General features: G+C 52.0%; 25 protein-coding genes. 12 read left to right on the top strand and 13 right to left on the bottom strand.

What is annotated here, in order from left to right:
- The first annotated feature begins 13 nt into the window (after nucleotides 1-13).
- Nucleotides 14-634, top strand: coding sequence for a CpXC domain-containing protein (locus tag K7J14_RS07520; protein ID WP_230754939.1), 621 nt, complete (start codon nucleotides 14-16; stop codon nucleotides 632-634).
- Nucleotides 627-2,633 (top strand): WD40 repeat domain-containing protein, encoded by a 2,007-nt coding sequence (locus tag K7J14_RS07515; protein ID WP_230754937.1) that lies wholly within the window; start codon nucleotides 627-629, stop codon nucleotides 2,631-2,633. Before K7J14_RS07520 ends, K7J14_RS07515 begins: the two co-directional genes overlap by 8 nt.
- A gap of 28 nt (nucleotides 2,634-2,661) precedes the next feature.
- On the opposite strand, the gene dnaB is transcribed toward K7J14_RS07515, so the two are convergent.
- From dnaB to rpsF, 5 genes are all read right to left on the bottom strand, one after another.
- On the bottom strand, nucleotides 2,662-3,996 hold the full coding sequence (gene dnaB, locus K7J14_RS07510; protein ID WP_230754935.1) for a replicative DNA helicase: 1,335 nt from the start codon (nucleotides 3,994-3,996) through the stop codon (nucleotides 2,662-2,664).
- A 9-nt stretch (nucleotides 3,997-4,005) separates the two neighbouring features.
- Nucleotides 4,006-4,560: a 50S ribosomal protein L9 gene (gene rplI / locus K7J14_RS07505; RefSeq protein ID WP_230754933.1), complete on the bottom strand. Its 555-nt coding sequence runs from the start codon at nucleotides 4,558-4,560 to the stop codon at nucleotides 4,006-4,008.
- A gap of 137 nt (nucleotides 4,561-4,697) precedes the next feature.
- On the bottom strand, nucleotides 4,698-5,003 hold the full coding sequence (rpsR, locus tag K7J14_RS07500) for a 30S ribosomal protein S18 (RefSeq protein WP_230754931.1): 306 nt from the start codon (nucleotides 5,001-5,003) through the stop codon (nucleotides 4,698-4,700).
- 11 nt (nucleotides 5,004-5,014) lie between these two features.
- Nucleotides 5,015-5,530 carry a single-stranded DNA-binding protein gene (gene ssb / locus K7J14_RS07495; RefSeq protein WP_330165594.1) on the bottom strand — a complete coding sequence of 172 codons (516 nt, stop codon included), beginning with the start codon at nucleotides 5,528-5,530 and terminating at the stop codon, nucleotides 5,015-5,017.
- A 17-nt stretch (nucleotides 5,531-5,547) separates the two neighbouring features.
- Nucleotides 5,548-5,829, bottom strand: a complete 282-nt coding sequence (gene rpsF, locus K7J14_RS07490) for a 30S ribosomal protein S6 (RefSeq protein WP_230754929.1) — start codon at nucleotides 5,827-5,829, stop codon at nucleotides 5,548-5,550.
- A gap of 180 nt (nucleotides 5,830-6,009) precedes the next feature.
- Here rpsF and K7J14_RS07485 point away from each other — a divergent pair, with 180 nt between their 5' ends.
- The 6 genes from K7J14_RS07485 to rlmN all read left to right on the top strand — a co-directional run bounded on the left by K7J14_RS07485 (nucleotide 6,010) and on the right by rlmN (nucleotide 10,939).
- Entirely contained in the window at nucleotides 6,010-6,450 is a 441-nt protein-coding gene (locus K7J14_RS07485; RefSeq protein ID WP_230754926.1) for a hypothetical protein, read from the top strand.
- A 12-nt stretch (nucleotides 6,451-6,462) separates the two neighbouring features.
- Complete coding sequence (locus K7J14_RS07480) at nucleotides 6,463-7,749, top strand: FAD-dependent oxidoreductase (protein ID WP_230754924.1); 1,287 nt, start codon at nucleotides 6,463-6,465, stop codon at nucleotides 7,747-7,749.
- Between the two features lies 1 nt (nucleotide 7,750).
- Nucleotides 7,751-8,320, top strand: coding sequence for a 16S rRNA (guanine(966)-N(2))-methyltransferase RsmD (gene rsmD, locus K7J14_RS07475; RefSeq protein ID WP_230754922.1), 570 nt, complete (start codon nucleotides 7,751-7,753; stop codon nucleotides 8,318-8,320).
- A 96-nt stretch (nucleotides 8,321-8,416) separates the two neighbouring features.
- Nucleotides 8,417-8,704: a hypothetical protein gene (locus tag K7J14_RS07470; protein WP_230754920.1), complete on the top strand. Its 288-nt coding sequence runs from the start codon at nucleotides 8,417-8,419 to the stop codon at nucleotides 8,702-8,704.
- 12 nt (nucleotides 8,705-8,716) lie between these two features.
- Nucleotides 8,717-9,856 carry a tetratricopeptide repeat protein gene (locus K7J14_RS07465; RefSeq protein ID WP_408033980.1) on the top strand — a complete coding sequence of 380 codons (1,140 nt, stop codon included), beginning with the start codon at nucleotides 8,717-8,719 and terminating at the stop codon, nucleotides 9,854-9,856.
- Nucleotides 9,857-9,865: 9 nt separating this feature from the next.
- Nucleotides 9,866-10,939 carry a 23S rRNA (adenine(2503)-C(2))-methyltransferase RlmN gene (gene rlmN / locus K7J14_RS07460; protein ID WP_230754917.1) on the top strand — a complete coding sequence of 358 codons (1,074 nt, stop codon included), beginning with the start codon at nucleotides 9,866-9,868 and terminating at the stop codon, nucleotides 10,937-10,939.
- Nucleotides 10,940-10,961: 22 nt separating this feature from the next.
- Here rlmN and K7J14_RS07455 read toward each other — a convergent pair whose 3' ends face one another.
- The 5 genes from K7J14_RS07455 to K7J14_RS07435 all read right to left on the bottom strand — a co-directional run bounded on the left by K7J14_RS07455 (nucleotide 10,962) and on the right by K7J14_RS07435 (nucleotide 14,043).
- Nucleotides 10,962-11,339: a hypothetical protein gene (locus K7J14_RS07455; protein WP_230754915.1), complete on the bottom strand. Its 378-nt coding sequence runs from the start codon at nucleotides 11,337-11,339 to the stop codon at nucleotides 10,962-10,964.
- The gene (locus K7J14_RS07450; RefSeq protein ID WP_230754913.1) at nucleotides 11,326-11,736 is read right to left on the bottom strand and encodes a (deoxy)nucleoside triphosphate pyrophosphohydrolase; all 411 of its coding nucleotides are present in this window, start codon (nucleotides 11,734-11,736) and stop codon (nucleotides 11,326-11,328) included. The genes K7J14_RS07455 and K7J14_RS07450 overlap by 14 nt, the downstream gene beginning before the upstream one ends.
- 6 nt (nucleotides 11,737-11,742) lie before the next feature.
- Nucleotides 11,743-12,156 carry a hypothetical protein gene (locus K7J14_RS07445; protein WP_230754911.1) on the bottom strand — a complete coding sequence of 138 codons (414 nt, stop codon included), beginning with the start codon at nucleotides 12,154-12,156 and terminating at the stop codon, nucleotides 11,743-11,745.
- An 85-nt stretch (nucleotides 12,157-12,241) separates the two neighbouring features.
- Nucleotides 12,242-12,805, bottom strand: coding sequence for a hypothetical protein (locus K7J14_RS07440; RefSeq protein ID WP_230754909.1), 564 nt, complete (start codon nucleotides 12,803-12,805; stop codon nucleotides 12,242-12,244).
- On the bottom strand, nucleotides 12,802-14,043 hold the full coding sequence (locus K7J14_RS07435) for an LIC_12708 family protein (protein WP_230754907.1): 1,242 nt from the start codon (nucleotides 14,041-14,043) through the stop codon (nucleotides 12,802-12,804). The genes K7J14_RS07440 and K7J14_RS07435 overlap by 4 nt, the downstream gene beginning before the upstream one ends.
- Nucleotides 14,044-14,119: 76 nt before the next feature.
- Between K7J14_RS07435 and secA the strand changes: the two genes are divergently transcribed.
- Nucleotides 14,120-16,900 carry a preprotein translocase subunit SecA gene (gene secA, locus K7J14_RS07430; protein ID WP_230758819.1) on the top strand — a complete coding sequence of 927 codons (2,781 nt, stop codon included), beginning with the start codon at nucleotides 14,120-14,122 and terminating at the stop codon, nucleotides 16,898-16,900.
- An 81-nt stretch (nucleotides 16,901-16,981) separates the two neighbouring features.
- On the opposite strand, the gene K7J14_RS07425 is transcribed toward secA, so the two are convergent.
- The 3 genes from K7J14_RS07425 to K7J14_RS07415 are packed head-to-tail and all read right to left on the bottom strand — an operon-like array spanning nucleotide 16,982 to nucleotide 20,024.
- Nucleotides 16,982-18,055, bottom strand: coding sequence for a diacylglycerol/lipid kinase family protein (locus K7J14_RS07425; protein WP_230754905.1), 1,074 nt, complete (start codon nucleotides 18,053-18,055; stop codon nucleotides 16,982-16,984).
- Nucleotides 18,056-18,058: 3 nt separating this feature from the next.
- Nucleotides 18,059-19,495 carry an SPOR domain-containing protein gene (locus tag K7J14_RS07420; protein WP_230754903.1) on the bottom strand — a complete coding sequence of 479 codons (1,437 nt, stop codon included), beginning with the start codon at nucleotides 19,493-19,495 and terminating at the stop codon, nucleotides 18,059-18,061.
- Between the two features lies 1 nt (nucleotide 19,496).
- Nucleotides 19,497-20,024 carry a hypothetical protein gene (locus tag K7J14_RS07415; RefSeq protein ID WP_230754901.1) on the bottom strand — a complete coding sequence of 176 codons (528 nt, stop codon included), beginning with the start codon at nucleotides 20,022-20,024 and terminating at the stop codon, nucleotides 19,497-19,499.
- Between the two features lie 89 nt (nucleotides 20,025-20,113).
- On the opposite strand from K7J14_RS07415, the gene loaP reads away from it, so the two are divergent.
- From loaP to K7J14_RS07400, 3 genes are read left to right on the top strand one after another with little or no spacing between them, the layout of a single operon-like run.
- Nucleotides 20,114-20,635, top strand: coding sequence for an antiterminator LoaP (loaP, locus tag K7J14_RS07410; protein WP_230754899.1), 522 nt, complete (start codon nucleotides 20,114-20,116; stop codon nucleotides 20,633-20,635).
- Nucleotides 20,636-22,135, top strand: coding sequence for a polysaccharide biosynthesis protein (locus tag K7J14_RS07405; protein ID WP_230754897.1), 1,500 nt, complete (start codon nucleotides 20,636-20,638; stop codon nucleotides 22,133-22,135).
- On the top strand, nucleotides 22,125-23,288 hold the full coding sequence (locus tag K7J14_RS07400) for a DegT/DnrJ/EryC1/StrS family aminotransferase (RefSeq protein WP_230754894.1): 1,164 nt from the start codon (nucleotides 22,125-22,127) through the stop codon (nucleotides 23,286-23,288). The genes K7J14_RS07405 and K7J14_RS07400 overlap by 11 nt, the downstream gene beginning before the upstream one ends.

Genomic DNA, 23,288 nt, shown 5'->3' with positions numbered 1-23,288 from the left:
TGGGGGCGACAGAATGAGAGAACTTACATGTCATTGCGATCAGACTTTTTCAGTGGACCTTCCCGAAACCGTCAACCTTGACGAACGACCCGAGGTGATCGACGCAATTGACGACGGTTCTTTTTTATCCTGCGTATGCCCTTCTTGCAATGCGCAGCTGAACACAGATCTGCGAACCGAAGTTCTTTGGCCGTCGAAGCACGCTCGGCTCCTGTTGATTCCTGAAGCTGATCGAATGCTTTTTTTCTCAAGGAAGCTCGAGATACCCGAAGGAACGCAAGTCGTCATCGGATATCCTGAACTCGCCGACAGGATAGCAGCCCTTAAAGCCGGTCTCGATGTTACGGCTGTCGAAACCCTCAAATACCATCTTGCCGAACAGGCGGAACAGACGAATCCCGGAAAATCAGTTCGCATCTATTTTGAATCTGCAAATGACAGTGAAGCACTGGAGTTTCATATTCATGGATTACGGAACGATGAGGTCGCGGTAACCAAGATACCCATGAAATTGTATCATTCCATACGCCAGTCGATTTCGAATAATCCCGACGACGATGTTTCCAAAGCCGTCTGCAACGGCTCATACATCTCCTGGCAAAACATTCTTATCGAGGACAACGGTAATGATTAGAAAAGCGTTTATTTTTCTGGTTTCCGGAATTATGTGCATTTCATGCGCAACAGTCGATGCCGGCCAGTCGAAGCAAGCCCAGACGATCGAAGGATTTACCCCGGCCCGAAACAGCGCAGCTTCGGATGATCAAACATCTCAAATTCAGGATACCGGCGATGCAGTTCCTGCGGAATCCCCCGGGAGAAGGCATTCCCAGGCGGTTCTGGCTATTAGAAACGCCGCACCCGAAGGCACCTTCTTCAGCGCCGGCGCCGACGGTTTCGTAACAAAGCATGATGCCGACGGCTCAAGCGAAACCTGGCAGGTCTCTGATGTAATGATCCAAAAAATCGCAATTAATCCCCTGGAAGATGTACTATCGGTCTATGAAACCGACGGATTCAGTCTTCATAGAATTTCTGTATGGAACTGGAGAACAAAAAGGCGGTTGTACGCAAAACGGTTCAAAGATTCCGTGCGCTCTCTTGAATGGTCGGCAAAGGGAACCTGGCTGATGATCGGCACAGCCTCTGTCGACGGGATGACTCTATTGGAGTCGAAATCGGGCAAATTCAAACAGGTATTTTCACAGCCGCCCGGGGTCGTCAATCTCGGCGCGACCGGCGCTTCCGAAACAAGCATGGTAACGTTCGGTCCTTCGGGACGACTTTTGTATACCGATATTTCATCCGGCAAAATCAGGGCGGAATACCAGTCGCAAACAGATCTTAACAGTCCGATGCTCTTGAATAACAACCGGTTCATCGCCGGATACAGAGACGGATTTATTGAAATGTTCGATGCGACGAGCGGAAAAGCCGTATCTTCGTGGCCGGCGCAAAATCCCGTAGCCGCAGGATCGAAGAACGACATCGTGCCCTGGTGGGTCGAACGCGGCGCAGATAACGACTGGCTCCTAAAAGACGGCAACAACGGCATAAGCGTCTTTACTCTTCCGGAGGGGGTCTCGGTAACAGCGGCGGAACGTACCGCGGCTGGATTGCTTTTAGGACTTTCGACGGGCGAGCTCATGACCGCTGAGCATGGAAGCGGCGCCCCCGCTGTTGGATTCCAACAACCCGCTGCAGCGATTGCCCGTATTACGGAAATATCGCTTCAAAGAATCGACGATCTAGCGACTGACGGAAGCAGAGTATTTTTTCTTTCAAAGGGAGCGGTTTTCATATCTTCTGGCCCAGGGGCTCCTCCTGTATTCGCATTCGACGGAATATCCGGCAATCGCATCAAGTTGTTCGAGGATTCTCTTGTGTTCTGGTCGACTACAGAAGCCGTCCCGGTGATACAAACCTCGCTCGACGGCGATAAACGAAAGGAATTGCATTCGGCGCAAGAAGGAATCTCCAGTCTTTTCATCAATTCCGATGGTATCGTATTTCTTGAAGGGAACCGGCTTGCCGTCGTCAAAAAAAATAATGGTTCCGAACTGCAGTATCCGGGCATCGGTTTCCAGGATGTTGTCCCTATCGATGAAAACTTCATACTTATTTCCAAATCGTCGAACTCAAGAACTCCTAATCCGCTGATTTTGGTGAACATTATAACAGGCGAAACGGTTCCCTTGCCGATTACCGGAGATCTTCTGTACGGTCTGTCCCGTTCAATCGACGACAATGATGCCTTTTTCGGTTTTCTCGTAAAAGGAGGACAGAATAAAGCAACGGAACTCGTGTCGATACGCGTAGATCCGGTTCAGATTCTTAAAACGACAGCGACGGTCATCGCCTCTTACGCAGACGAAGATTTGAACGCTTCGCTGATGCCGATAAACAAAGGCATCATTACGAATCTGGGAAAAAGCTCGCTCGTAGAAATTCCCACGTCGGGCGGCGTTCAATTCAGATACGACAGGGGGTATTCCCTTCCGGATAAATGTTCCATGACGGATCAATATGTAGTCAGTCTTAATCGTGACGGGTCCCTGAGCTGGTACGACAAGAACAGGCAGGAAGTCGTCTCAACAGCGGCGATCTCTTCCGAAGGATATTGGATAGAATAAAAAAAAAACGGCCTTCGGGCCGTTTTTTTTATCCATGCGCTTTAGAAACGAATTTTGTATATCTCGGCAAAAACAGGATCTCGACATCGCCGATCGGTCCGTTTCGCTGCTTCGCGACGATTAGTTCGGTATCGATCGCCTGTTCTTTATCGCCGGCATCCTTGGAGGACACCCTTTCGCGATGAAGAAACATGACGACGTCTGCGTCCTGCTCTATCGATCCCGATTCGCGCAAGTCCGCAAGATTGGGTTTCTTTCCTTCGGCATCCCGTTTTACCTGAGAAAGCGCAACGACCGGAATATTCAGTTCGCGGGCAAGACTTTTCAACGACCGGGAAATTTCGGCGATTTGTTCATGGCGAGGAATCAAACTGTTTTCGCTGGTGATCAGGGTAAGATAATCGACGAAAATGATTTCTATATTGAATTGAGCCCTCAAGCGGCGGGCCATTGCCCGAAGATCGAGAAGCTTCATATTCGGCATATCGACAATATACAGGGGCGCTTCGTAGATAAGCCCGGCCGCATCCTGTATGCTCTGAAAATCGCTCAATTTAAGCAAGCCGGTTCTGATTTTCTCCGAAGGTATTTTAGCCTCGGATGATATAAGACGCTGCATGAGCTGCATATCGGACATTTCAAGGGAAAAAAACGCTGTCGGAATTTTCTCTTTTATCGACGTATGAGCCGCCATGGAAAGAGCAAGGGCTGTTTTACCGACGGATGGACGTGCGCCGATAATGATCAATTCCGATTTCTGGAACCCGCTCGTCATTTGATCGAGTTCGATTAGACCAGATGGAACGCCGGTAAAGGCATCGCGGGTATGATAGAGCTTTTCGATTGCTTCGATCGCTCGGGGAATTATGTCTTTCGGCGTTTTAAAAGTTGCCGACTGGTTCGCGTCGGTAAGCTCGAAAATCTGCTTTTGGGCGTTTTCGAGCACAGCGCGGCTTTCCGTCGACTGGTCGTGGGCTTCCGCTATGATTTTGTGGGAAATCGTCAACAAAGCCCTTCGAACGGAATTTTCCAATACGATTCTGGCGTAATACTCGACGTTCGCGCTTGTGGGCACGGTATCTGTCAGGGAAGCGATGTAGGCCGGCCCTCCGGCCGCCTCGAGCTCCCCGGCTTGGCGAAGCTCGTCTGTGATGGTGATGAGATCTGAACGCTGCCCTTTATTAAAAAGGGAAATAATGGATTTGAATATCTTCTGATTTTGAAGGGAATAGAAATTATCAGGCCTCAGGTACCTGATAACGGTGCCGATAGCCTCCGCATCCAGAAGAAGGGCGCCTAAGGTCGCCTGTTCGGCTTCCAAGTTATTAGGCGGAACCTTATCTTTCAGCGAAGGCATGTTCATACGGCGTTTTTACTCTGCGTCTGCAGCGGTTTCGGGAGCAGCTTCGGGAGCGGCGTCCTCATGGCGGCGGCTATGGCGTTCCTGGCGTACAGGTTTGGACGAAGAAGATTCAGCATGCGGCTGAGCTTCGACGACGACCTGGAGGGTAGCCGTGGCGCTTTCATACAGCTTGACGGTAACAGTATATTTTCCGACGCTCTTGAAAGTAAGACCGGGAAGCTCAATGCGCTTCCTTTCAATCTCGAAACCGAGTTTGATGAGTTCGTCGGCAATTGTCTGATTCGTGACGGCTCCGTACAGCTTTCCGTTGTTTCCGGCCGGCATGACGAGGGTGATAGCGAGAGCTTCAAGCTTGTCTTTGAGGCTGGCTGCGGTTGCGCGCTTTTCAGCTTTCTTCGCTTCGATTTCCGCTTTGCGGGATTCGAAAAACGCGAGAGTCATGTCGTTGCATGGAAGGGCCAGTTCGCGGGGGAACAGATAGTTCCGGGCGTATCCGTTGGCTACGTCCTTAACATCGCCCTCTTCTCCGAGGTGCTTTACATCCTTGTTGAGGATTACTTTCATTTCGAGCTCCTTACTCTTTGATTACGACTGATACCGCGTCCAGGAGTTGGATCGATATCATGCCGGATATAAAAGGAGCGGCCGATCTTTTACATAAAAGAAAGGACCGCTCGATTCAACGAATAAACGTTCTATTCTCAGCTTACGACGTACGGAAGCATGGCGAGAGCGCGTGCGCGCTTGATCTCGACAGCAAGGCGTCGCTGATGCTTGGCGCAGGTTCCGGTGATGCGGCGGGGAAGAATCTTGCCCCGCTCGGTGGTGTATCTGCGGAGACCGTCGGAATCCTTATAATCGATTTTCGATTTCTGGGTGCAGAAACGGCACACCTTCTTGCGGAAAAACACCTTGCCCCTGCGACCGCTGCCGCGGTCGTCGGAATCGCGCATGGCATCCTGCATCGGCATATCATTATCCATATCTCTCATCTTTTCATCAGACATATCAGTTCTCCTTAAAATGGAATATCGTCGGGGAAATCAGGGGGAATCGAATCATCCATATCCTGAACAGGACGCGAAGGCGCGTTCGGTCTTTTCTGCCATGAAGCATCTGAAGACCCTGAGCCGCCCTGAGCGCCCAAGGAATTGGAATAACCGCCGGAAGCTCCGCCGGACATGGAGCCGGAAGCCCCCGATCCGCCGGGACCGCCGCCCAGAAGCTGAACATTGTTGGCCATGATTTCAACCTTGCTGCGGCTTTGCCCTTCCTGTTCCCATCGATTCTGGTGCAATTCGCCTTCTACTGCGACTTGCTTCCCCTTAACCAGATATTGATTCAACGTTTCTCCGGACCGACCCCACAGGACGATATCGAAGAAATTAGCTTCATCAACCCATTGCTCACCCTGTTTCCGTCGTTTATTCACCGCTAAAGCGAATTTACAGACAGCCATTCCCCCGGAAGTATATTTCAACTCTGCATCGCGGGTAAGCCGTCCGATTAACACTACGTGATTTACGTCAGCCACAAGGCGCTCCTTTGGGTTTATTCTTCTACTTTAACGAAAAGGAATGTAAGCAGGTTGGTATTCAACTTAAACTGCCTATCCATTTCAACGATCTTCTCGGGGGATGCGTTGAGGGTGAACAGAACATACCGCCCTCTGGTTCTTCCCTTGACTTCATAGGTAAGATCCCTATCTCCATAGGGATCTTCTCCTGCGATCTGCGCGCCGAAATCAGTCAGGGTTTTCTTTACCGCTTCGATTCCGGGTTTGAACTGGTCTTCCTCAATCGGGAATACGACCATTAGTTCATACTTTCTCATGGTTCCTCCTCACGGACACATTGCTGGGCCCGAGCGTCTTGCGCACGGGCGGGAGTTTTTCCGGATCAATTCCCGGAAACCGGTACAAGACCGGAACTGTATTTATATCGTTTTATCTCTCTTTGGTCAAGATAAAGACTTGTAATGCCGATAGATAGCAAGGAACAACGGAGAAATCATATGCTTCAGAACATCGTATTTCAGGACAATATCTATCAGTTAGCCAGAACAGCCGATCTTCTCAAGGAAGGATTATTGCTGGATCTCGCGGGAGATTATTTTTACGATAAATTTGTCGACGACATCCTGTTTCTCGACGTTTCGATACAGAAATTATCGGCTCAGATACTCTCGAATTCCCGGATCTCGGGCTATATCGCCATTCTGCATTCATTACGCTCATGCCAGGAACGATATATAGATTTGCTGACCCTAGTGTTGTCTGGAAAATCAGGTTTATCAGAGTCATTTGCAAACTTGCTCCCTAAAATTCAAACCATAAAAAATACGCATCTTGCGCTCTCCGCGGAAATTCAAAATAATATCCAGAAAAAAGACGCAAATTTCGATTCCCGCGATATGGTATCGCAAAATGAGTTGAGCGAACTTCTTCATTTCTGATATAGTGCAGTCATGATTCACTATGACTGTATCATTGCAGGCTCCGGTCCTGCAGGACTCGCCGCCGCTTTTGAACTATTGTCCGTCAAGCAGGATATGAAAATCCTTCTGATAGAAAAAGAAAAAGTCTCGTCCGGAGGCCTTCGGAACGACTGCAAGATGAATTTCACCTGGCCGATCGGCTTTCCGGTTGAATACTGGAACAGGGAAGATTCCTCGCGTTATATAGAACGGGTCGAACAATTCCTTCAACCCGATATCATGCCTCAAAAAAATCTTTCCACCTATCAAAAACGTGCGAGCCGGATTGGCGTCGAATTGTTGATGATCAGACAATCCCATCTGGGAACCGACGGAGGCTTGGCCCTCATTAAAACCCTGCTGGCGCGTCTTGCGGCGGCGGGAGTCGAAATATCGCTCGAAGAAGAACTGATCTCGATCGATAAAAACACGAAAACAGCGCATACATCGAAACGCGAAGCCGGTTATGATCAGCTGATCGTAGCGCCCGGCCGGCACGGGTTCGACTTTCTACGACGTTTTATGCGCGAAAACGATATCGCGTACACCGACAACAGCATCGACGTCGGCGTTCGTGTTGAAACGCGATTAGAGCACTATCCGATCGTGAAAGACTACTACGACCCGAAATTCATCTTCCCCGAGCGAACCCGCACATTCTGCACCAATTCAGGAGCCGCTCACGTCGTACAGGAAAGATATACCGCCGCAAATGGACAAACGTATTACAGCGTGAACGGACATGCCTGGTCTCATGAGCGTCCGCCGAACGGACTGGTGAACTTCGCCATTCTTCGAAGCGTAGAGTTCACGCAACCGCTCGCCTCCGGACAGGATTACGCCGAATTTCTCGCATCCCTGGCCATGTTGACCGGAGGCGGACATCCGATCATGCAGAGGATCGGCGACTTCCGCATGGGAAAGCGCACTACCAAAGACGGACTCAACGACGATTTATACGACTTCGAACCCTCGCTCCCCTCCTGTACCCCCGGAGACATCAGCCTGGCCATGCCTGCGAAATTTCTCCGTTCTATATGGAAGGCGTTAAAACAACTTGACACCATCGTTCCCGGAGTTTTGCATCCCGGCACGATTCTCTATTATCCTGAAATAAAGCTGTATGCGAACAAGCCGGTTTTCAAAGACGAGTTCTTCATGGCCGCGGACGATATCTATCTGATCGGAGACGGAGCGGGAACATCCCGGGGCATTACCGGCGCCTGGGCGTCAGGACTCAGGGCTGCCGACGGAATAAAGCGCAGGAAGGGCTGGTGACATGAGGATTACCGGCGGCGCGCTGAGAGGAAGAACTGTCGAATGTCCTCCGGGAGTAATCCGGCCTGCGATGGATCGAATGAGGGAATCGCTTTTTGCGATTTTGGGAGACCTTGAGGGCAAGTCATTCCTGGATCTTTTTTCAGGATCGGGAATTTGCGCCCTGGAAGCTGCGTCCAGGGGCGCCGATCCCGTGTATCTTGTCGAAAAAGATCAAGGCAAGGTTAAAACGATATTCAAGAACGTATCGATAGCTCCGAAGCGGATAGAATGCAAATTCATGTCGGTAGAGCTTTTTCTCAAGCGTTCCAAACAACAATTCGACATCATTTATCTCGACCCCCCTTTTCCGTATAAATTCCATGCAGGACTGATTGAAATGACCGGAGATCTGTCTGTGCTGAAACCCGGGGGACTGGCGATCATGCACCGGCCGAGCGAACGGGAAATGCCGGAGATCATCGGAAATCTGGAAAGAATCGACCAAAGGGTGTACGGCAGGTCTATCGTTGATTTTTATCGAAAAAAGGAAATCGAATCCCCTGAAATGATAAACCCGTGCGATAATTAGACTTGCATACCCTTCTTAAAAATCTTATTATATTGGTAAGGGTTATAGTTGGATCAAAAAAAAACAGCTGATTTTTCACGTTTTCGTGAACTAGGCTTGATAAAAAGCGTCGACGCTCCCATACAGAACCTCAGCGCCGAACAGAAGGCGGCTCTTAACAGAAAGGGCAACCAGTTCTATAACGAGGGCGAAATCGAGGCTGCAAGAAGAATATTCGTTACTACCGGGTATTCTGATGGTTTGACGAGGATCGGCGATCATTATCTTTCGAAAGGACGGGAGATAGATGCTTTAAAAATGTTTTGGCTGGCTCATAATAAAAGAAAGGCTGAGCCGCTGATCGGCAAAATCGCTCAAGTGATAGAATCATTGATTAAAACGTGAAGAGGAATAAAAATGGCAGATGCATTGAACGACATGCCTCCCATGCCCGAACCTACTGCGGGCATTACTGAAGAAGAAAAGAAATTCAATGAAATAGCGGAACTGTCTAAAAACGGGTATCTGCTATTAAAAGATAATAAAATAGACGAAGCGGAACGCGCGTTTCAAAAAATCCTTTCGCTCGAACAGGATAATAACTATGCGCTGGTAGGGCTCGGAGACGCCGCGAGAAAACGGAATAAGTTCCGCGAGGCTGTGGATTATTATACAAACTGCCTCTCGTTTCATCCGGGAAATAATTACGCCCTTTTCGGCCTGGCAGACTGCTATAAAGCGCTCAATCAATACAACAAGGCTATAGAGATTTGGGAACAATATCTCCAGCATGACGACAGAAATATTACCGTTCTGACGCGGGTTGCGGACGCCTATCGCAAAATCCGGGATTTCAAGCAATCTAAAATTCTCTACCTGAGAGTTTTGGATATGGAAGAAAACAACCCGTACGCCCTCATAGGACTGGGACATCTTCACTATGATTTCAAAGAATATCGAGACGCGTTGTATTATTGGCAGAAAATGCTTGATATCAACGATCAAGGCGTCGATATCCGCGTGTTGACCTCCATCGGCAACTGCCACAGAAAGCTGAAAACCTTCGAACAGGGAATCTATTATTTTGAACGAGCCCTGAAGATGGATCCCGACAATTTCTACGCCCTTTTCGGTCTCGCGGATTGCTACCGCGGAATGAATCAGCAGTTCAGGTCGGTAGAATACTGGAATAAAATTCTCGATAAGGATCCGAACAACAAAGTGATCCTTACCCGCGCAGGCGACGCCTATCGAAACATGGGCGATTACGACTTGGCGCAGAACTATTACCAGCGCGCGCTCGACATAGAGTTCGACGTATACGCCGTATTGGGCCTTGCAATGATCAGCAAGATCCAGGGCCGCTTCGACGAGGCGGCTTCGAGCCTGGACAGATTGATTCAGGCTGATCCCAAGAACTTCAGGCTGTACCTTGAGCTCGCGGAATGCCAGATAAACGTAGGAGAACGCCAAAAAGCGGTTGAAACCCTTCAGTCGTTCCAAAAACTCGGAATTCGCAATCAACTTATCACCGATATGCTTGATAAGCTTCGCTGACGGAAGGATATGAACAATTCGCATTCGACTATGAAGGCTCTTTCGGGATTGCTCCCGGAAGAGCTTTTTTCTGCATTGCAGCTGGAAAAAAAATTCAGGGCAAAGCAGATTTTCAAATGGATCGCCGACGGAGCTCGCGATTTCTCGGCCATGACCAATATTTCATTGAAAGAACGTGAAGAGCTGGCGGGAAAAGCGGTTCTTTTTTCGACAGTGATTTCGCAAACTTTGCGGGATCCAGACGGAACGGTTAAACTCCAGATAGCATGCGCAGACGGCGGGGCGGTCGAAACGGTACTGCTCACAGACAGACAGGGAAGAAAAACAGCTTGCGTGTCTTGTCAAATCGGCTGTCCCATGGGATGCGCCTTTTGCCAGACAGGCCACATCGGATTCAGCAGAAATTTAGACGCAGGAGAAATTGTCGAACAATTCTTCCATCTTGAAGACACAGTCGGTAAACTGGACAACATTGTGTTCATGGGTATGGGAGAACCGATGCTGAATCTCCCGGAAATCAGAAAAGCGATACGAATCCTTACGCACCCGGAAGGCAGAGCCTTGTCAAAAAGGCGGATTACGCTTTCGACTTCAGGACTTGTTTCCGGCATCCGCGATTTGGCGGACAATGGACCGGACATCCGCCTTGCGGTATCCCTTACATCGGCCAATTCCCGGCTGCGGACACAGCTCATGCCGGTCAATAAAACCAACCCGTTGCCCGAACTCAAGGAAGCGATCCGGTATTTTTCCGATAAAACGGGACGGAGGGTAACCCTCGAAGCTGCCTTGATGAGGGGAGTCAATACATCGGAAGAGAATGCGAGGGAAATGGCTGATTTTGCCCGCGGACTGAACGCGCACTTCAACCTGATCGCATGGAACCCCGTCGAAACCCTGCCCTTTCAAACGCCCGATAAAAATGAAATTCACGTTTTCGCTGACTATTTGGAAAAACTCGGACTGAACGCCACATTGCGCTATAAACGGGGCGAAAAAATCGGCGGAGCCTGCGGTCAGCTCGGAAAATCATCGATGCAGTCATCAGTACATGAAACAGACGACGAAGATGATTTCGAGTGAGAGAAGTTCAAGACCCGAAAAATTACCTGATTTTATCTCCGGCTCTTCGGGCACGGGATTCGTCTGAGTACAGCCTGACCTGAACTGAAGAAATCCAGCCTTTTTCTGTTTGGATCCAAAGCCGGGAGGTTTTCTCATCGGCCGACGGAAGTATCGTATTTCCGAGAACCGTAAGAACATCGCCTCTCCTGAAGTGGCTGATCGTGATTCCCTTCTCTCCGGGTTGATCGCGGGCAGCGACATAGGGATCTGTTATCAGGGCGAAGCGATTATCGGCCGAAATCGCCGGCGTGGATGGAAACGCGAGTTCAGATATCGAATTACGAGGCGAACACGATGCGCAAAAAAACAGACAAGCGGCAAGCGAAAGAACGGCTGCGACAGGCTTATAGGGTCTCATGCTTGATCCTGGAATGCCATTTTTTAATTTCGGGCAGAAGCAGCCGATCCGAGTCCACGAAGGGAAGCTCTTCGATCTCCTGCAGAGTCGCCCATCGAAGCTCCGAATGTTCGGTAAGCACTATGGAAGCGTGATCCGGGATCGAAACGTGATAGGCGTGAAGGAGCGAAGGACCTGCGTGATTGGTGAACTCTACCGTTGTTATCAGCTCGCCGATCGATACGTCGATATTCATTTCCTCGAGAAATTCGCGCCGTATCGCAATTTCGGCTGTTTCGCCCGGGTCTATTTTGCCCCCGGGAAATTCCCACCGGCCGCCCATCTCGCCTTTCGGCAAGCGAAGGCCTATGAGAAAAGTATAATCTTTAAGTATGATTCCCGCTATTGATTCTCTCATCGAGGATTACAGGAATAGTATAGTCGGGAAAAGGAAATGAAGGACTGCCGCGCACACGCTAATAACGCCTACATATTTTCTGGAATTAACGATGCTCTTCAGAAAAACAGGTATCGATTCTTCGTCGAGAGCCGTTCTCGTCCGATAAAACTCATAGAGGAAGATAAAACCGCAGGCGAGTCCGGACAGGGACGGAAGGAGATCTCCCACAACGGGCACGTCTCCCCGTATAACGGATAGCAGCTTGAAGAAACCGGTTATAGCGGCAAGGATTCCAAGAACAAGGCGAAACGTTTCATCTCGGGCGAGGGATGTCAGTTTTGAATCTATTACCTGGTCTAAATCCTCCCGATCGGAAAAAAGAAGAACCAATCCCCCGACTAAATTGAGCATTATGGACAAAAAATAAAACTGCAACATCTTTTTCTCCTGGGATCCAGCAATGCTTGCGGATGCGCTTATTCAACGACCGGGACGAATCCTGATCTTAAGCATATAAAAAAGATCAGTTCCGGTCAACAGAGACGCTGAGCGTTAGTTGTTTTTTTTGTTCGTCCGAACCTATTGCAAGCACTGTCCGGATGCGGGCTATCTCATAATCCTGAAACGTCGTTCGTATTCGGGTTTCTGCGCCTGCGAAAACGTCTGAGGCCGAGGACGACGAGACCGTCTCGCCGGAGGCATCGAGGGCGGTGAACGCGGCCGAAACCGGTATAAGGCTCGAATCAGGTTCTTCCGAAGTGCATGTCACGGTTACATAGACGGTTTCTCCGTGCAGAAAAGCGCGAAGCGTGTAATCGATACCGTCGAGGGAGGAGGAGTTTTCTTTTTCACCAAAAAACGAGACGAAATAAATCGCCATGACCAGAAGAAGGATGGACACCAGAATGCTTTTCAGCCCGGCGTTCGCCGTCAACCCGCGGATGAAGCCCTTGTTCGGCGTATATCCCTCCGCCCAGGCGCGGCGGACCGGCTCCGGAGCGCGCTGGAGGCGTCTTTCGCGGTTGTAATGAAAAACCGGTTGGCCTTGTCCGTCGGCGGGCCGCGACTCTTCGTCTCCGCCTATCATCTGCGTATTTCTCCGATCAGCGCGTCGGTGCGCCACCATACTACGGAAGACTGCCAGGGAGTCGCCAACAGGGCGGAAAGGATGCCGTCGGGAGAGAGGGCCATCGCGTTATACGCGAGTTCTTCATTTTGGATCTGCAGGGTGCGCGAGATGATTCTTCCGCTTTTTACATCCATCATCTCGATGGTGTATCCGTCGGAAGAGGGAGTGGAAAGAAAAAACCATCCGCTCGCAGTAACGCCCAGCAATTCATACGGCTTGCGGAACTGGGTGGTACCGAGCTTGCCCTGCTCGACTTCAGTATACGCGGGAAGATCGATTCTCGACCCGTAGGCGCCTTCATCGATCAGGAACGGATACACGCAGCTCTTGTCGAAACTGATTCCGGCGTTGGCGCCGGTGGATTGATCGATTACCGGAATATAATAATCGATTTTCAGGTAGAGCGTTCGATCCGTAAAGGAAGGTACGATTTTTTCAAGAGAGGAAAACACCTGCGACTGGGAATCGTAGGGGCCGGGAAGATTCCGATAGCTGACCGGAACTCTGAAGAGAAGATTTCCGTCGACGGAATACCAGTACACAATCAGTGAGTTTTGAGATCGGGACAGTACGATCAACTCGTTTTTATTATTCGTATGCAGGGCGGCAACCGGAGGAAAGGGAGATCCGCCCGGACCTTCCTGGCCTATCCAGTCGAGAAATTTTCCGTCGCTGGAGAAACGAAGCACGACATTTTTCAGGGCTACCTGCGATACGGAGTCGTACTCCATTCGCTCCGGCGGAACCTGGTCCACCACGGACAGGCGCTTCAGATTGTCGACGCAAAGGAAAACCGGATGATTGAACGGGTACGAGATGGCCTTGCGCGTTGAATCGGCGGATTCAATCTGCGCGGAATCCGCGTCGACGGAGCGGGCGAAGGAAGGTTCGGGATTATGTTCGGGATTGTAGAATACGGACAGGAGATCGCCGAAAGAAGTCAGCTGGAGGATTTTTTTTCCGCCAGAGTTGGTGATGTAAAACATACCGTCTTTCATGAATATCTGCGTATCCGGTCCGTTCGAGCCGAAATCAAGCTGGAAAAGATCTATTTCATTCTCGAAACGGCCATAATCCAGCGAAAAAAGCTTCTCCCGGCCGACGAACGTGACGGCGTCGCGGGAACATGAAAAAAGGAGAAACAACACGGAAACCGCCGCGAATAACCGCTTTGGAAGGTTCAAAAAAGCGCGCATACCGCCTCCGGGAAACAAGGTAGAGCGCAATTTCGTGCTTGTCAACCGCTACAGGTTTTAGTACACTGTTTCAATGATTACAGATAAAATTATCCGCTTCTTCTTCGGATCCCAGCATGAAAGAGACATACAGGCAATTCTTCCCCTCCTCCACGAGATCAACGCCCAGGAAGCCTGGGCGGTAAGCCTGAAAAAAGAAGACTTCCCGAAACAATCAGCCGCATTAAAAGCGCGATTCGAGGCCGGAGAATCCCTGGATTCGTTCCTCCCCCAAGCATTCGCCCTGGCGAGGGAAGCAGCCCGCCGCGTATTGGGGGAGCGTCCGTACGACGTGCAGATGCTCGGTTCTCTGGTTCTTCATTCGGGGCGCATCGTAGAAATGAAAACCGGCGAAGGAAAAACCCTCATGTGCGTCGCCGCGGCCTACCTCAACAGTTTGAGCGGAAAGGGCGTTCATATCGTCACCGTGAACGACTATCTGGCGGAACGCGACGCGGACTGGATGCGTCCCGTGTACGCGTACCTCGGCATGACGGTCGGCTCTATTCTTTCCAATATGGACAACGAAGCGCGGAGAAAAGCCTATAACTGCGATATAACCTACGGAACCAACAACGAGTTCGGCTTCGATTATCTGCGCGACAATATGAAATGGGAGACGAGCGAACGCACCCAGAGAGAATTCAATTTTGCAGTAGTCGATGAAATCGACTCGATCCTGATCGACGAGGCGCGAACCCCGCTGATCATCTCCGGTTCCGCAGAAGACGATACCGCCCGATTCTTCGATGTAGACAAGCTGGTCGGCCAGCTTCGGGAAGTGGAGCGGAAGCCGGACACGGGAGACTACCCCGACGAGGTGCAGGGCGAGGAAGTTCGCGGAGACTACAAGCTCGACGAGAAGAGCCGGAAGGTTTCGTTCACCGACGAGGGAATGAACAACATCGAAGCCATCCTGCATAAACGCGGTCTGATCACGGGAAGCCTCTTCGACGAAGAAAACTTCGAATACATCCATTACTTCACCCAATCGATCAGGGCTCACCATCTGTATAAAATCGACGTGGATTACGTCGTGCGCGACGGACAGGTCCAGATCGTCGACGAGTTTACCGGTCGCGTGCTTGAAGGCCGCCGCTATTCCGACGGTTTGCATCAGGCCATCGAAGCGAAGGAAAAAATTCGCATCGCCCAGCGCAACCGGACGATGGCTACCATCACCTTTCAGAATTTCTTCAGAATGTACGCCAAGCTTTCGGGAATGACGGGAACCGCCGATACGGAAGCGGTCGAGTTCAACAAGATTTACGGCCTTGAAGTAGTGGTGATTCCCACCAACCTCCCGGTAGCGCGCATCGACGAAGACGATGTGGTGTATCTGAACGAAACGGAAAAATGGAACGCGCTTTGCGATGAAATCGCAGAAGCCCATAAAAAAGGACAGCCGGTGCTCGTAGGCACCGTGTCGATCGAGAAATCGGAACGCATTTCAACTCTGCTCACCCGAAAGGGAGTCCGCCATGAGGTTTTGAACGCAAAGAACCACGCGCGGGAAGCTCTCATCATTTCCGAAGCGGGAGCGAAGGGTTCGGTCACCATCGCGACGAACATGGCCGGACGCGGAACCGACATCAAGCTCGGAGGAAACCCCGAATACCGGGCGAGAAAGCGCGCGGGGACCCAGGCGACGCCCGAGGAATACCAGGCGGTATTCGAAGAAGAATACAAAAAATGGCAGGCCGACTACGAGGAAGTGCGCAGCCTCGGCGGCTTGTACGTCATCGGCACCGAGCGGCATGAAAGCCGCCGCATCGACAACCAGCTGCGCGGACGATCGGGACGACAGGGCGATCCGGGACGATCGCAGTTCTTCCTCTCGCTCGACGACGATCTGATGAGGCTGTTCGGAGGCGAAAACCTCAAACGGCTCATGACGAGGATCGGAATGGAGCCGGGAGAACCTATTTACCATCCCTGGCTGAACAAAAGCATAGAAAAAGCCCAGTCCAGGGTTGAAGAGCGCAACTTCGACATACGAAAGCATCTGCTGGAATACGACGATGTGCTCAACGAACAGCGAACCTATATTTACGACCAGCGCAACAGCATCCTGCAGGACTGCGATTTGGCGAAGCGGGTTCTTGAAACGGCTGACGAATACATCGGAACCTATATCGACGAATTCTCGGCTTCCGGCAGAAAAAACAAGGATGAGGCGATTTCCGAACTCGTCGAAAAGTTCAAGGAGCGTTTCGGCTATGGATTGCGGGATTCCGACATCGATGCGGCGCAGAAAAATCCCGACGAGGCGAAAACGAAGATTTTCGAGCGCTTCCAGGCTGATCTGGAACAGAAGGAAGGCCTTGCCGGGAAGGAAAATCTCAACACCTTCATCCGATTCCAGTATTTGCAGGCCATCGACAAGAAGTGGCTGGACCATCTTGAAAACCTCGAGTCTCTTCGCGAGGCCGTGTATCTGCGTTCCTACGGCCAGAAGAATCCCCTTACCGAGTACAAGCTCGAAGGATTCGATATTTTCTACCGCATGCTCGACGACATCCGTTTGGAAATAGCGTCGCGGGTGTTCCTGGTGAAAGTGAAGGTTGAAGGAGAAGCCGCTCCCGTTCGGCAGGTGCGCCAGGTAACGGTGAACGCCCAGCACAACGCGCTCGGCACCTTCGCGGGAAATCAGGACGCGGGAGCTGGAACCAAGGCGCCCGCGGCCCGTCCGGCCGGCCCCATGAGCGTAAGCAATCCGCAGAACGTTCAGGTGGTGCGCAGCATCCCGAAGGTGGGCAGGAACGAGCCGTGCCCCTGCGGAAGCGGTAAAAAGTACAAACACTGCCACGGAGTGTGACCCGATACGTTCAAAAAAAGAAAGCGGTCCGGCGAATAAGCGGACCGCTTTTGTATTTCAAAATGATAAAATGCTTTTATTCTACATCTGCGGAACGAGAACCTGCATGAAGGGTTTCGATAATTCCATTACCAGCGGAAAACTTGCCGCGTCCAAAAGGTGGGACTCGCCGTCCATCTGCACGAGAATCTTTTTATCGTAGTTGATGACCAGTTTGGCGGCAGTGTACATGATCATTTCGGGAAAACCCGCATGAGTTCCCTCTTTTACGTATTTTTTAAGCGACAGCTTGCGCAGGAGGCTCATGTCCCGGGCGGCGCAGACGTTCCTTTCGTCTGGAAGGATGCGCTGGTTGGAGCCGTAGGTGCGGTAGCCTGATACGCCCATCACCTGGAGAAGCAGGGGTTCAGCGTAGGAGGAAACCTGCGTGCCGTCGGCTGAATACGCGTTAACCCGCATCGATCCGAGGGGATAGAGGCGGTTGTAGAACAGACAAGCGGCGTCGACCCAGATTTTGTAGACGTCCCCGGGAACGATCCGTTTGACATGGTTCGTCATGTGGGTGACGAAGGCGTCGAGGCCGAGGCTCGCGATGTTGAAGGCGTACCAGGGGGAAGCAGAACAGTTATGCGGGCGAACGACTACGGCCGGCCTGAATTCGAAGCGGGAGTCGCCGACAAGGCGAGTAAAGGATTCAGAGAGCGTTCGACCGTCTGAGCCGTCGTTTCCGGTGCCGAAGGGCAGTCTGAGAAGGCAGACCCGATCGGACAATTCGCCGCGGCCCTCTTCCAGAACCATTTTCGCCATTTCAGCCTGGACGTCCAGGCTTGTTCCGTCGCCGCCGGCGGTTACGACGAGATGAAGAACATCTGAAGCCGCGTCTTCAAGAATCGAGTCGAATACGGCGCGCGCCAGGCGGGAAGCATGTCCGGCCGATTCAGTGCGAAACACAGCGCAGGAACAGGAACGGGCTGCCGGCTTCCGATAGGAAACAGACTGAACGGCTTCCTCCAGAGCGATTTTATTCGCTTTTACCCGGGAAGGAATGGTAAAGCCGCCCGCGACGGGATTTACGATGACAGAGATTCTGACATGTTTTCCGGCGAAGGCGCTGGAGCGTTCAACGATAAACGAAAGTTGTTCGATATAGTCCATCGGTTAATTCGCCTTTTTGACGAAGGCATCCTTGAATCCGAGCTGGCGGAAACGTTCGAGGACAGCTCCGTATTCGTCTTTTTGGACGGGTCCGACGTACACTTTCAATAATTCGCCCTTCGCGCTGGAAGAGCGCTCGACGACGACGGGATACGAAGCGCCCCACTCGTCTACGATTTTCTTGGCGTTGAGAGTTTCGGCGCAGCTTGCGATCTGCACATAGTAGCTTCCTTTCGCAAAGGAGCTGATAAAGGGCAAGCCCGATATCGCGGCGGGAGCCGGGGCCGAAGCACTGACGGCCGCGGTCGGCGCGGCGCTTGCCTGAACCGGGGGAACGACGGCGGCGGAAGCCGAAGAGGCGGCTTTCGAGGGAGCCCTGATTGAAGGAACGACGGCGATCGACGGGACGGTTTCTATCGGCGACGGCGCGGTTTCAGCAGAAGGAGCGGCCGGAGCCGCGATTTCAGGCACCACCGGAACCGCGGAAATGTTCTGTTCGACGGGCGCCTCGGGAGGCCGCTCAGCCGACGGGACGAGGGAAACCTCGGTTTCGGGTACAATTGAAGGGACGGGGGCATCGGAGGCGACGGCAGCGGCCTGTTCGGCGATTGCTTCCGGCGGTTCTTCGGCTGCCAGGGACAGCTCAGGCTCCGCAAAGTAATGTTCAGGCGCGGTTTCAGGCGCTTCGGCGACGGGATCGTCCAGAACTTCAGGAGCGGCCGCGGCGGGAGCCTCGGAGGGAAGCTCGGGTTCTTTTGCCGCGAATGCTTCCGAAACGGAGGCAGGAGATTCCGATGCAGGCAGGTCCGGCGCGGTGTCGATGATCGATGCCGGAGCTGTCGCGGCAGAGTCTTCCGGGATGGCAGTCTCCTGAGCCGCGATCGATTCTTCCGCGGGAGTTTGTTCCGCGGGAGTTTCCTGAACCGCGGGGGCATCTTCCGCTGCGGCCTCTGAGCCCAGGGCCGAGATGAGATCGTCGGCGGAGGTGTCCGCGTTCGTTGTTTCCAGGTCGATCTTCGCCATGGCCGCGGCCGCGGCAGGATTCGAATCCGGATCGGGATTGACGCTGGCGGTCGGCGAGCTCAGGGTTCCGCGGGCCGCTGTCTCGGAAACCGCGGAGGGCACCGATATGCGCACGCGGCTTACCGAACCGGCGCGCACGCTTAAGGCTGAAGCCGTTTCAGGAGACAATACCGCGACGAGTCCGGGAACGCCGGAAGGACCGGTGATGACGGCGCGGATAGTGATTTCAGTCTCGAGATTCTGAATCTCGACGATGGTGTTTTTGGGGAACATGTCGCTGCGGGCGAACAATCCGGACGAGGGGAATTCGCCCGCCGCGGCGATGCCGGCGTTTCCTTCCCAAATCGCCCAAAGGGGGGCGGTTGCTGTAGATAGAATAAGCAACAAGCTGAAAATGCTGGTTTTCAGGCCTTTCATTTTATTGTTTCTCCTTTTTTCCGGAATTTCTCACGAGCTCGGTGGTTTCGCTCGTGATCGATCGCGCTATCACCCGGGCCTGATTATACGGATCCGAATCCTGGACCGGAATGCTCGACGCTTTTATAGTTTTTTCCGCAATTACGGAGGAGTCGCTCACCTTTACCAGTCTCCACTGAATTTTTTCCAGCTCGGCATAGGTTAAGCTTTTTTCTTCTATTTTTTTTTCGTTTTTGCCGTAAACGAGAAGCACGGCCAGAAGGTAGTCCGACATGCCGAAGGCAGCCTGTTTGATTCCGAATTTCTTGTCCGGAAAATCAGACCCGTTAAAGCGGATTTCATCGTTAGAAATAATCAAGCCCGCGTTAAAACATTGCCCCAGGATTTCATCCTCGACAACCCTGCTCAGCTCGATCGCGATCGCAGGCGCTTTTTCATTCTGCACGATGGAAAGATTGAAAGTCTGAGCGCCGGCGGCAGACACCGCAAAGCCCAGAATGATAGCCGTTGCAAATTTTAAGGAACGCATGAGTCCCCTCCCTTTCTGATATTAGTATCGGCCGAGCAAAAAAGCAGATGAGCTTTTCTTTTTGATTTTTCTATGATACTGTTCGATGCATGGAGTATTTTGCCCTCCAAGTTAAAACGCGCTCTGAAGAGCTCTATATACAAAAAGTCCAAACTGCTCTTCCCAAAATCGAAAATGAAGCCCTCAGACTCATTTTTCCGCGAAAAAAAATGTCTCAAACGAAAAACGGCAAGAAAACTACGGTTCTTTTGCCTATTTTTCCCGGATACATCTTTATAGAACTTCCGAAACTTACCGACTCTCTATACTGGATACTCAGGACGACGCCCGGATTCTACCGTTTTTTGCCGGCTAATTCCGAAGCAAAGCCCTTGTCGGGGCGCGACCTTTCGATTCTGAAGCATTTTATGTCTTTCGGTCCGATTGCGCAGGCATCCCGGGTGCTGTTCGATGAAAACGACCGGATACAGGTGATCGAAGGACCGCTCAAGGGATTGGAAGGCAAGATCGTGAAAGTCGACAGGCGGAAGAAGAGGGCCAAAATTCAGCTTGATATGTATGAAGAATCATTCTTCGTCGATCTAGCCTTTGAAATCATAGGTCGTGAATAAATGACGAAGTCTTTTTCTGAAACGAATATTCATATTATTGGAGCGGGAATCGCCGGAACGATGCTCGCCCGGGAAATACGCGAAAAAGGAATCTTCGGAAAGGTTATCGCCTTTCTCGACGACGATCCCCAGAAAATCGGCAAAACCATCGACGGAACTCCCGTTCTGGGCCCCATCGAGCAGACGGCCAGGCTTCTCCGGATAGGAGCGGGCGACGAAGCGCTCATCGCGATTCCGAGCGCAAGCCCTCAAACGCTCCGTAACATTTACAGCGTGCTCAAAGCCGCCGGTTTTTCCCGTATCAGGCTGCTGCCCGGCATTGCCCAGATTCTTGAAGGATCGGCCCACCTCATACAGGCGCGAGACATAAACCCTCAGGATCTTCTGGGCAGAGCCCCGGTAGCGATCAGCCTCAAGGAAAGCCTCGCGTATCTGAGGGGAAAACGGGTGCTGATCACGGGAGCCGGAGGTTCGATCGGAAGCGAACTCGCGCGCCAGCTTCTTTCAGGCGGCGCCGAACGAATATATCTGTTCGGCCACGGAGAAAATTCAATCTATCAGATCGACAGGGAGCTGCGTCTTTTACAGGAAAGCGGGGTCGGAGAAAAAGCGACGATAGTGCCGGTCATAGGCGAACTGAAAGACCGTGAGTATATGCGGTACATCATCGGACAGCTGCATTGCGACGTCGTGTTTCACGCCGCGGCATATAAGCATGTGCCCCTCATGGAAGAAAATCCCGTCGCCGTGATGGAAAACAATATTTTCGGAACGAAGAACCTGATTGACGCCTGCCTGGCCCAGGGCGTTAAACGGTTTGTTCTTATTTCGACCGACAAGGCGGTTGAGCCTGTTTCCGCTTACGGAGTGTCGAAAATGCTCTGCGAAAACATGGTGCTCGACGCCGGAAAAAAAGCCCCTGCCGATACGGCCTATATGTTCGTGAGATTCGGCAATGTGCTCGGCTCGAGAGGTTCCATTCTTCCGCTTTTCATCGATCAGATTAAAAAGGGCGGCCCGGTGACGGTTACCGATCCGCAGATGGTGCGGTACTTCATGACCATTCCGGAGGCCTGTTCGCTCGTTTTAAAAACAGGCGGAGTCGGAAAAAACGGCAACTCATATCTTCTCGACATGGGCGAGCCGGTAAAAATCATTGAAATAGCGGAACAGCTCATCCGCTTCATGGGGTACGAGCCGGGAAAGGATATTCCCGTCTCGATCATCGGTTCGCGTCCGGGAGAACGCCTCGACGAGCCGCTGTGGAGCAGGCGCGAAAAACCGATGGAAACGGATTTTCCCCGAATACTCAAGCTGGAACGGTCGGAAGAAGACAAAACCCTCGATCTTGATTCCTTTATGGAGGAAATACGGCCGATCTGCCTCTTCGATCCCGAGGCCGCGCACCTGTACAGAAACAGAAAAGAACTCTATCGCATTCTTGCCGGCCATGTTCCGGGAATAAAGGAAGGAATGAATGGCGGAAAACATGAACGATAACATACCTTTTTTCAAACCGTCCTTTTCTCAGGACGAAGAAGACGCCGTTCTGCGCGTGCTGCGCTCGGGGTGGCTGACGACGGGTCCAGAAGCGCTTGCCTTCGAAAACGAGTTTTCGCGCTTCATCGGCGGAACGCACTGCCTCGCAGTGAACAGCGCGACATCTGGCCTCATGCTCGCATACGACGCCTTCGGCGTAGGCCCGGGAACATCGATACTGACGACGCCCTACACCTTCGCCTCTACGGCGACCGCGGCACGGCACCTCGGAGCCGACATACGCTGGGCGGACATCGAAAGCGATTCTTACAACATCGATCCGAACAGGATCGAAGAAGCGTTGAAAAAGCATCCTGAAATTCGCGCGATTGTTCCGGTCCATGTCGCGGGGCTTCCCTGCGACATGGAAGCCATTTGTTATCTTGGAAAAAAATACGGAAAAGCGGTCATCGAGGACGCGGCCCACGCCTTTCCCTCGCGGACGCCTGGAGGCTTCGCGGGAACGCTCGGCGACGCGGGAGTGTGGTCGTTTTACGCAACCAAAACCATCACCACCGGGGAAGGAGGCATGGTTCATGTGCGCGGCGACGAAGCGGAAAAGCGGATCAAGCTGATGCGGTCCCACGGCATAAACAGAACGATATGGGACCGGTATACCTCTGTGCAGGCATCCTGGGTCTACGACGTGGTTGAGGACGGATGGAAATGCAATCTGCCCGACATTCTCGCGGCAATCGGCCGCGAACAATTGAAAAAAGCTGATTCGTTTCTCGACCAGAGAAGCAAAACGGCCAGAAAATACGCCGAAGCCTTCCGGTCCTGCCCGAGCCTGGAGCTCCCTCCGGACGGGACGGGAAATGCATGGCATCTGTTCCTGTTGCGCATTATCCCCGAAAAACTGACGATCGGCAGGGACGAATTCGCCGCCGAACTGCAGAAACAGGGATTGGGCATTTCAGTCCACTTTATTCCGCATTTTGAACTGACATATTTTAAAAAACGCTATAATCTTACGAGAGAAGAATTTCCCTGTTCCGCGCGCCGATACGAGACGACAATTACGCTTCCCTTCTGGCCGGGCATGAGCGAAGAACAGGAAGACCGGGTGATCAGGGCTGTTATTTCGACAGCGGATACCTACGCAAGGAGCTGA

The organism is Teretinema zuelzerae (genome assembly GCF_021021555.1).
Classification (GTDB): Bacteria; Spirochaetota; Spirochaetia; order Treponematales; family Treponemataceae; genus Teretinema; species Teretinema zuelzerae.
Note: the sequence above shows the minus strand (reverse complement) of the source record. Positions and strands in the feature narration are given on the sequence as shown.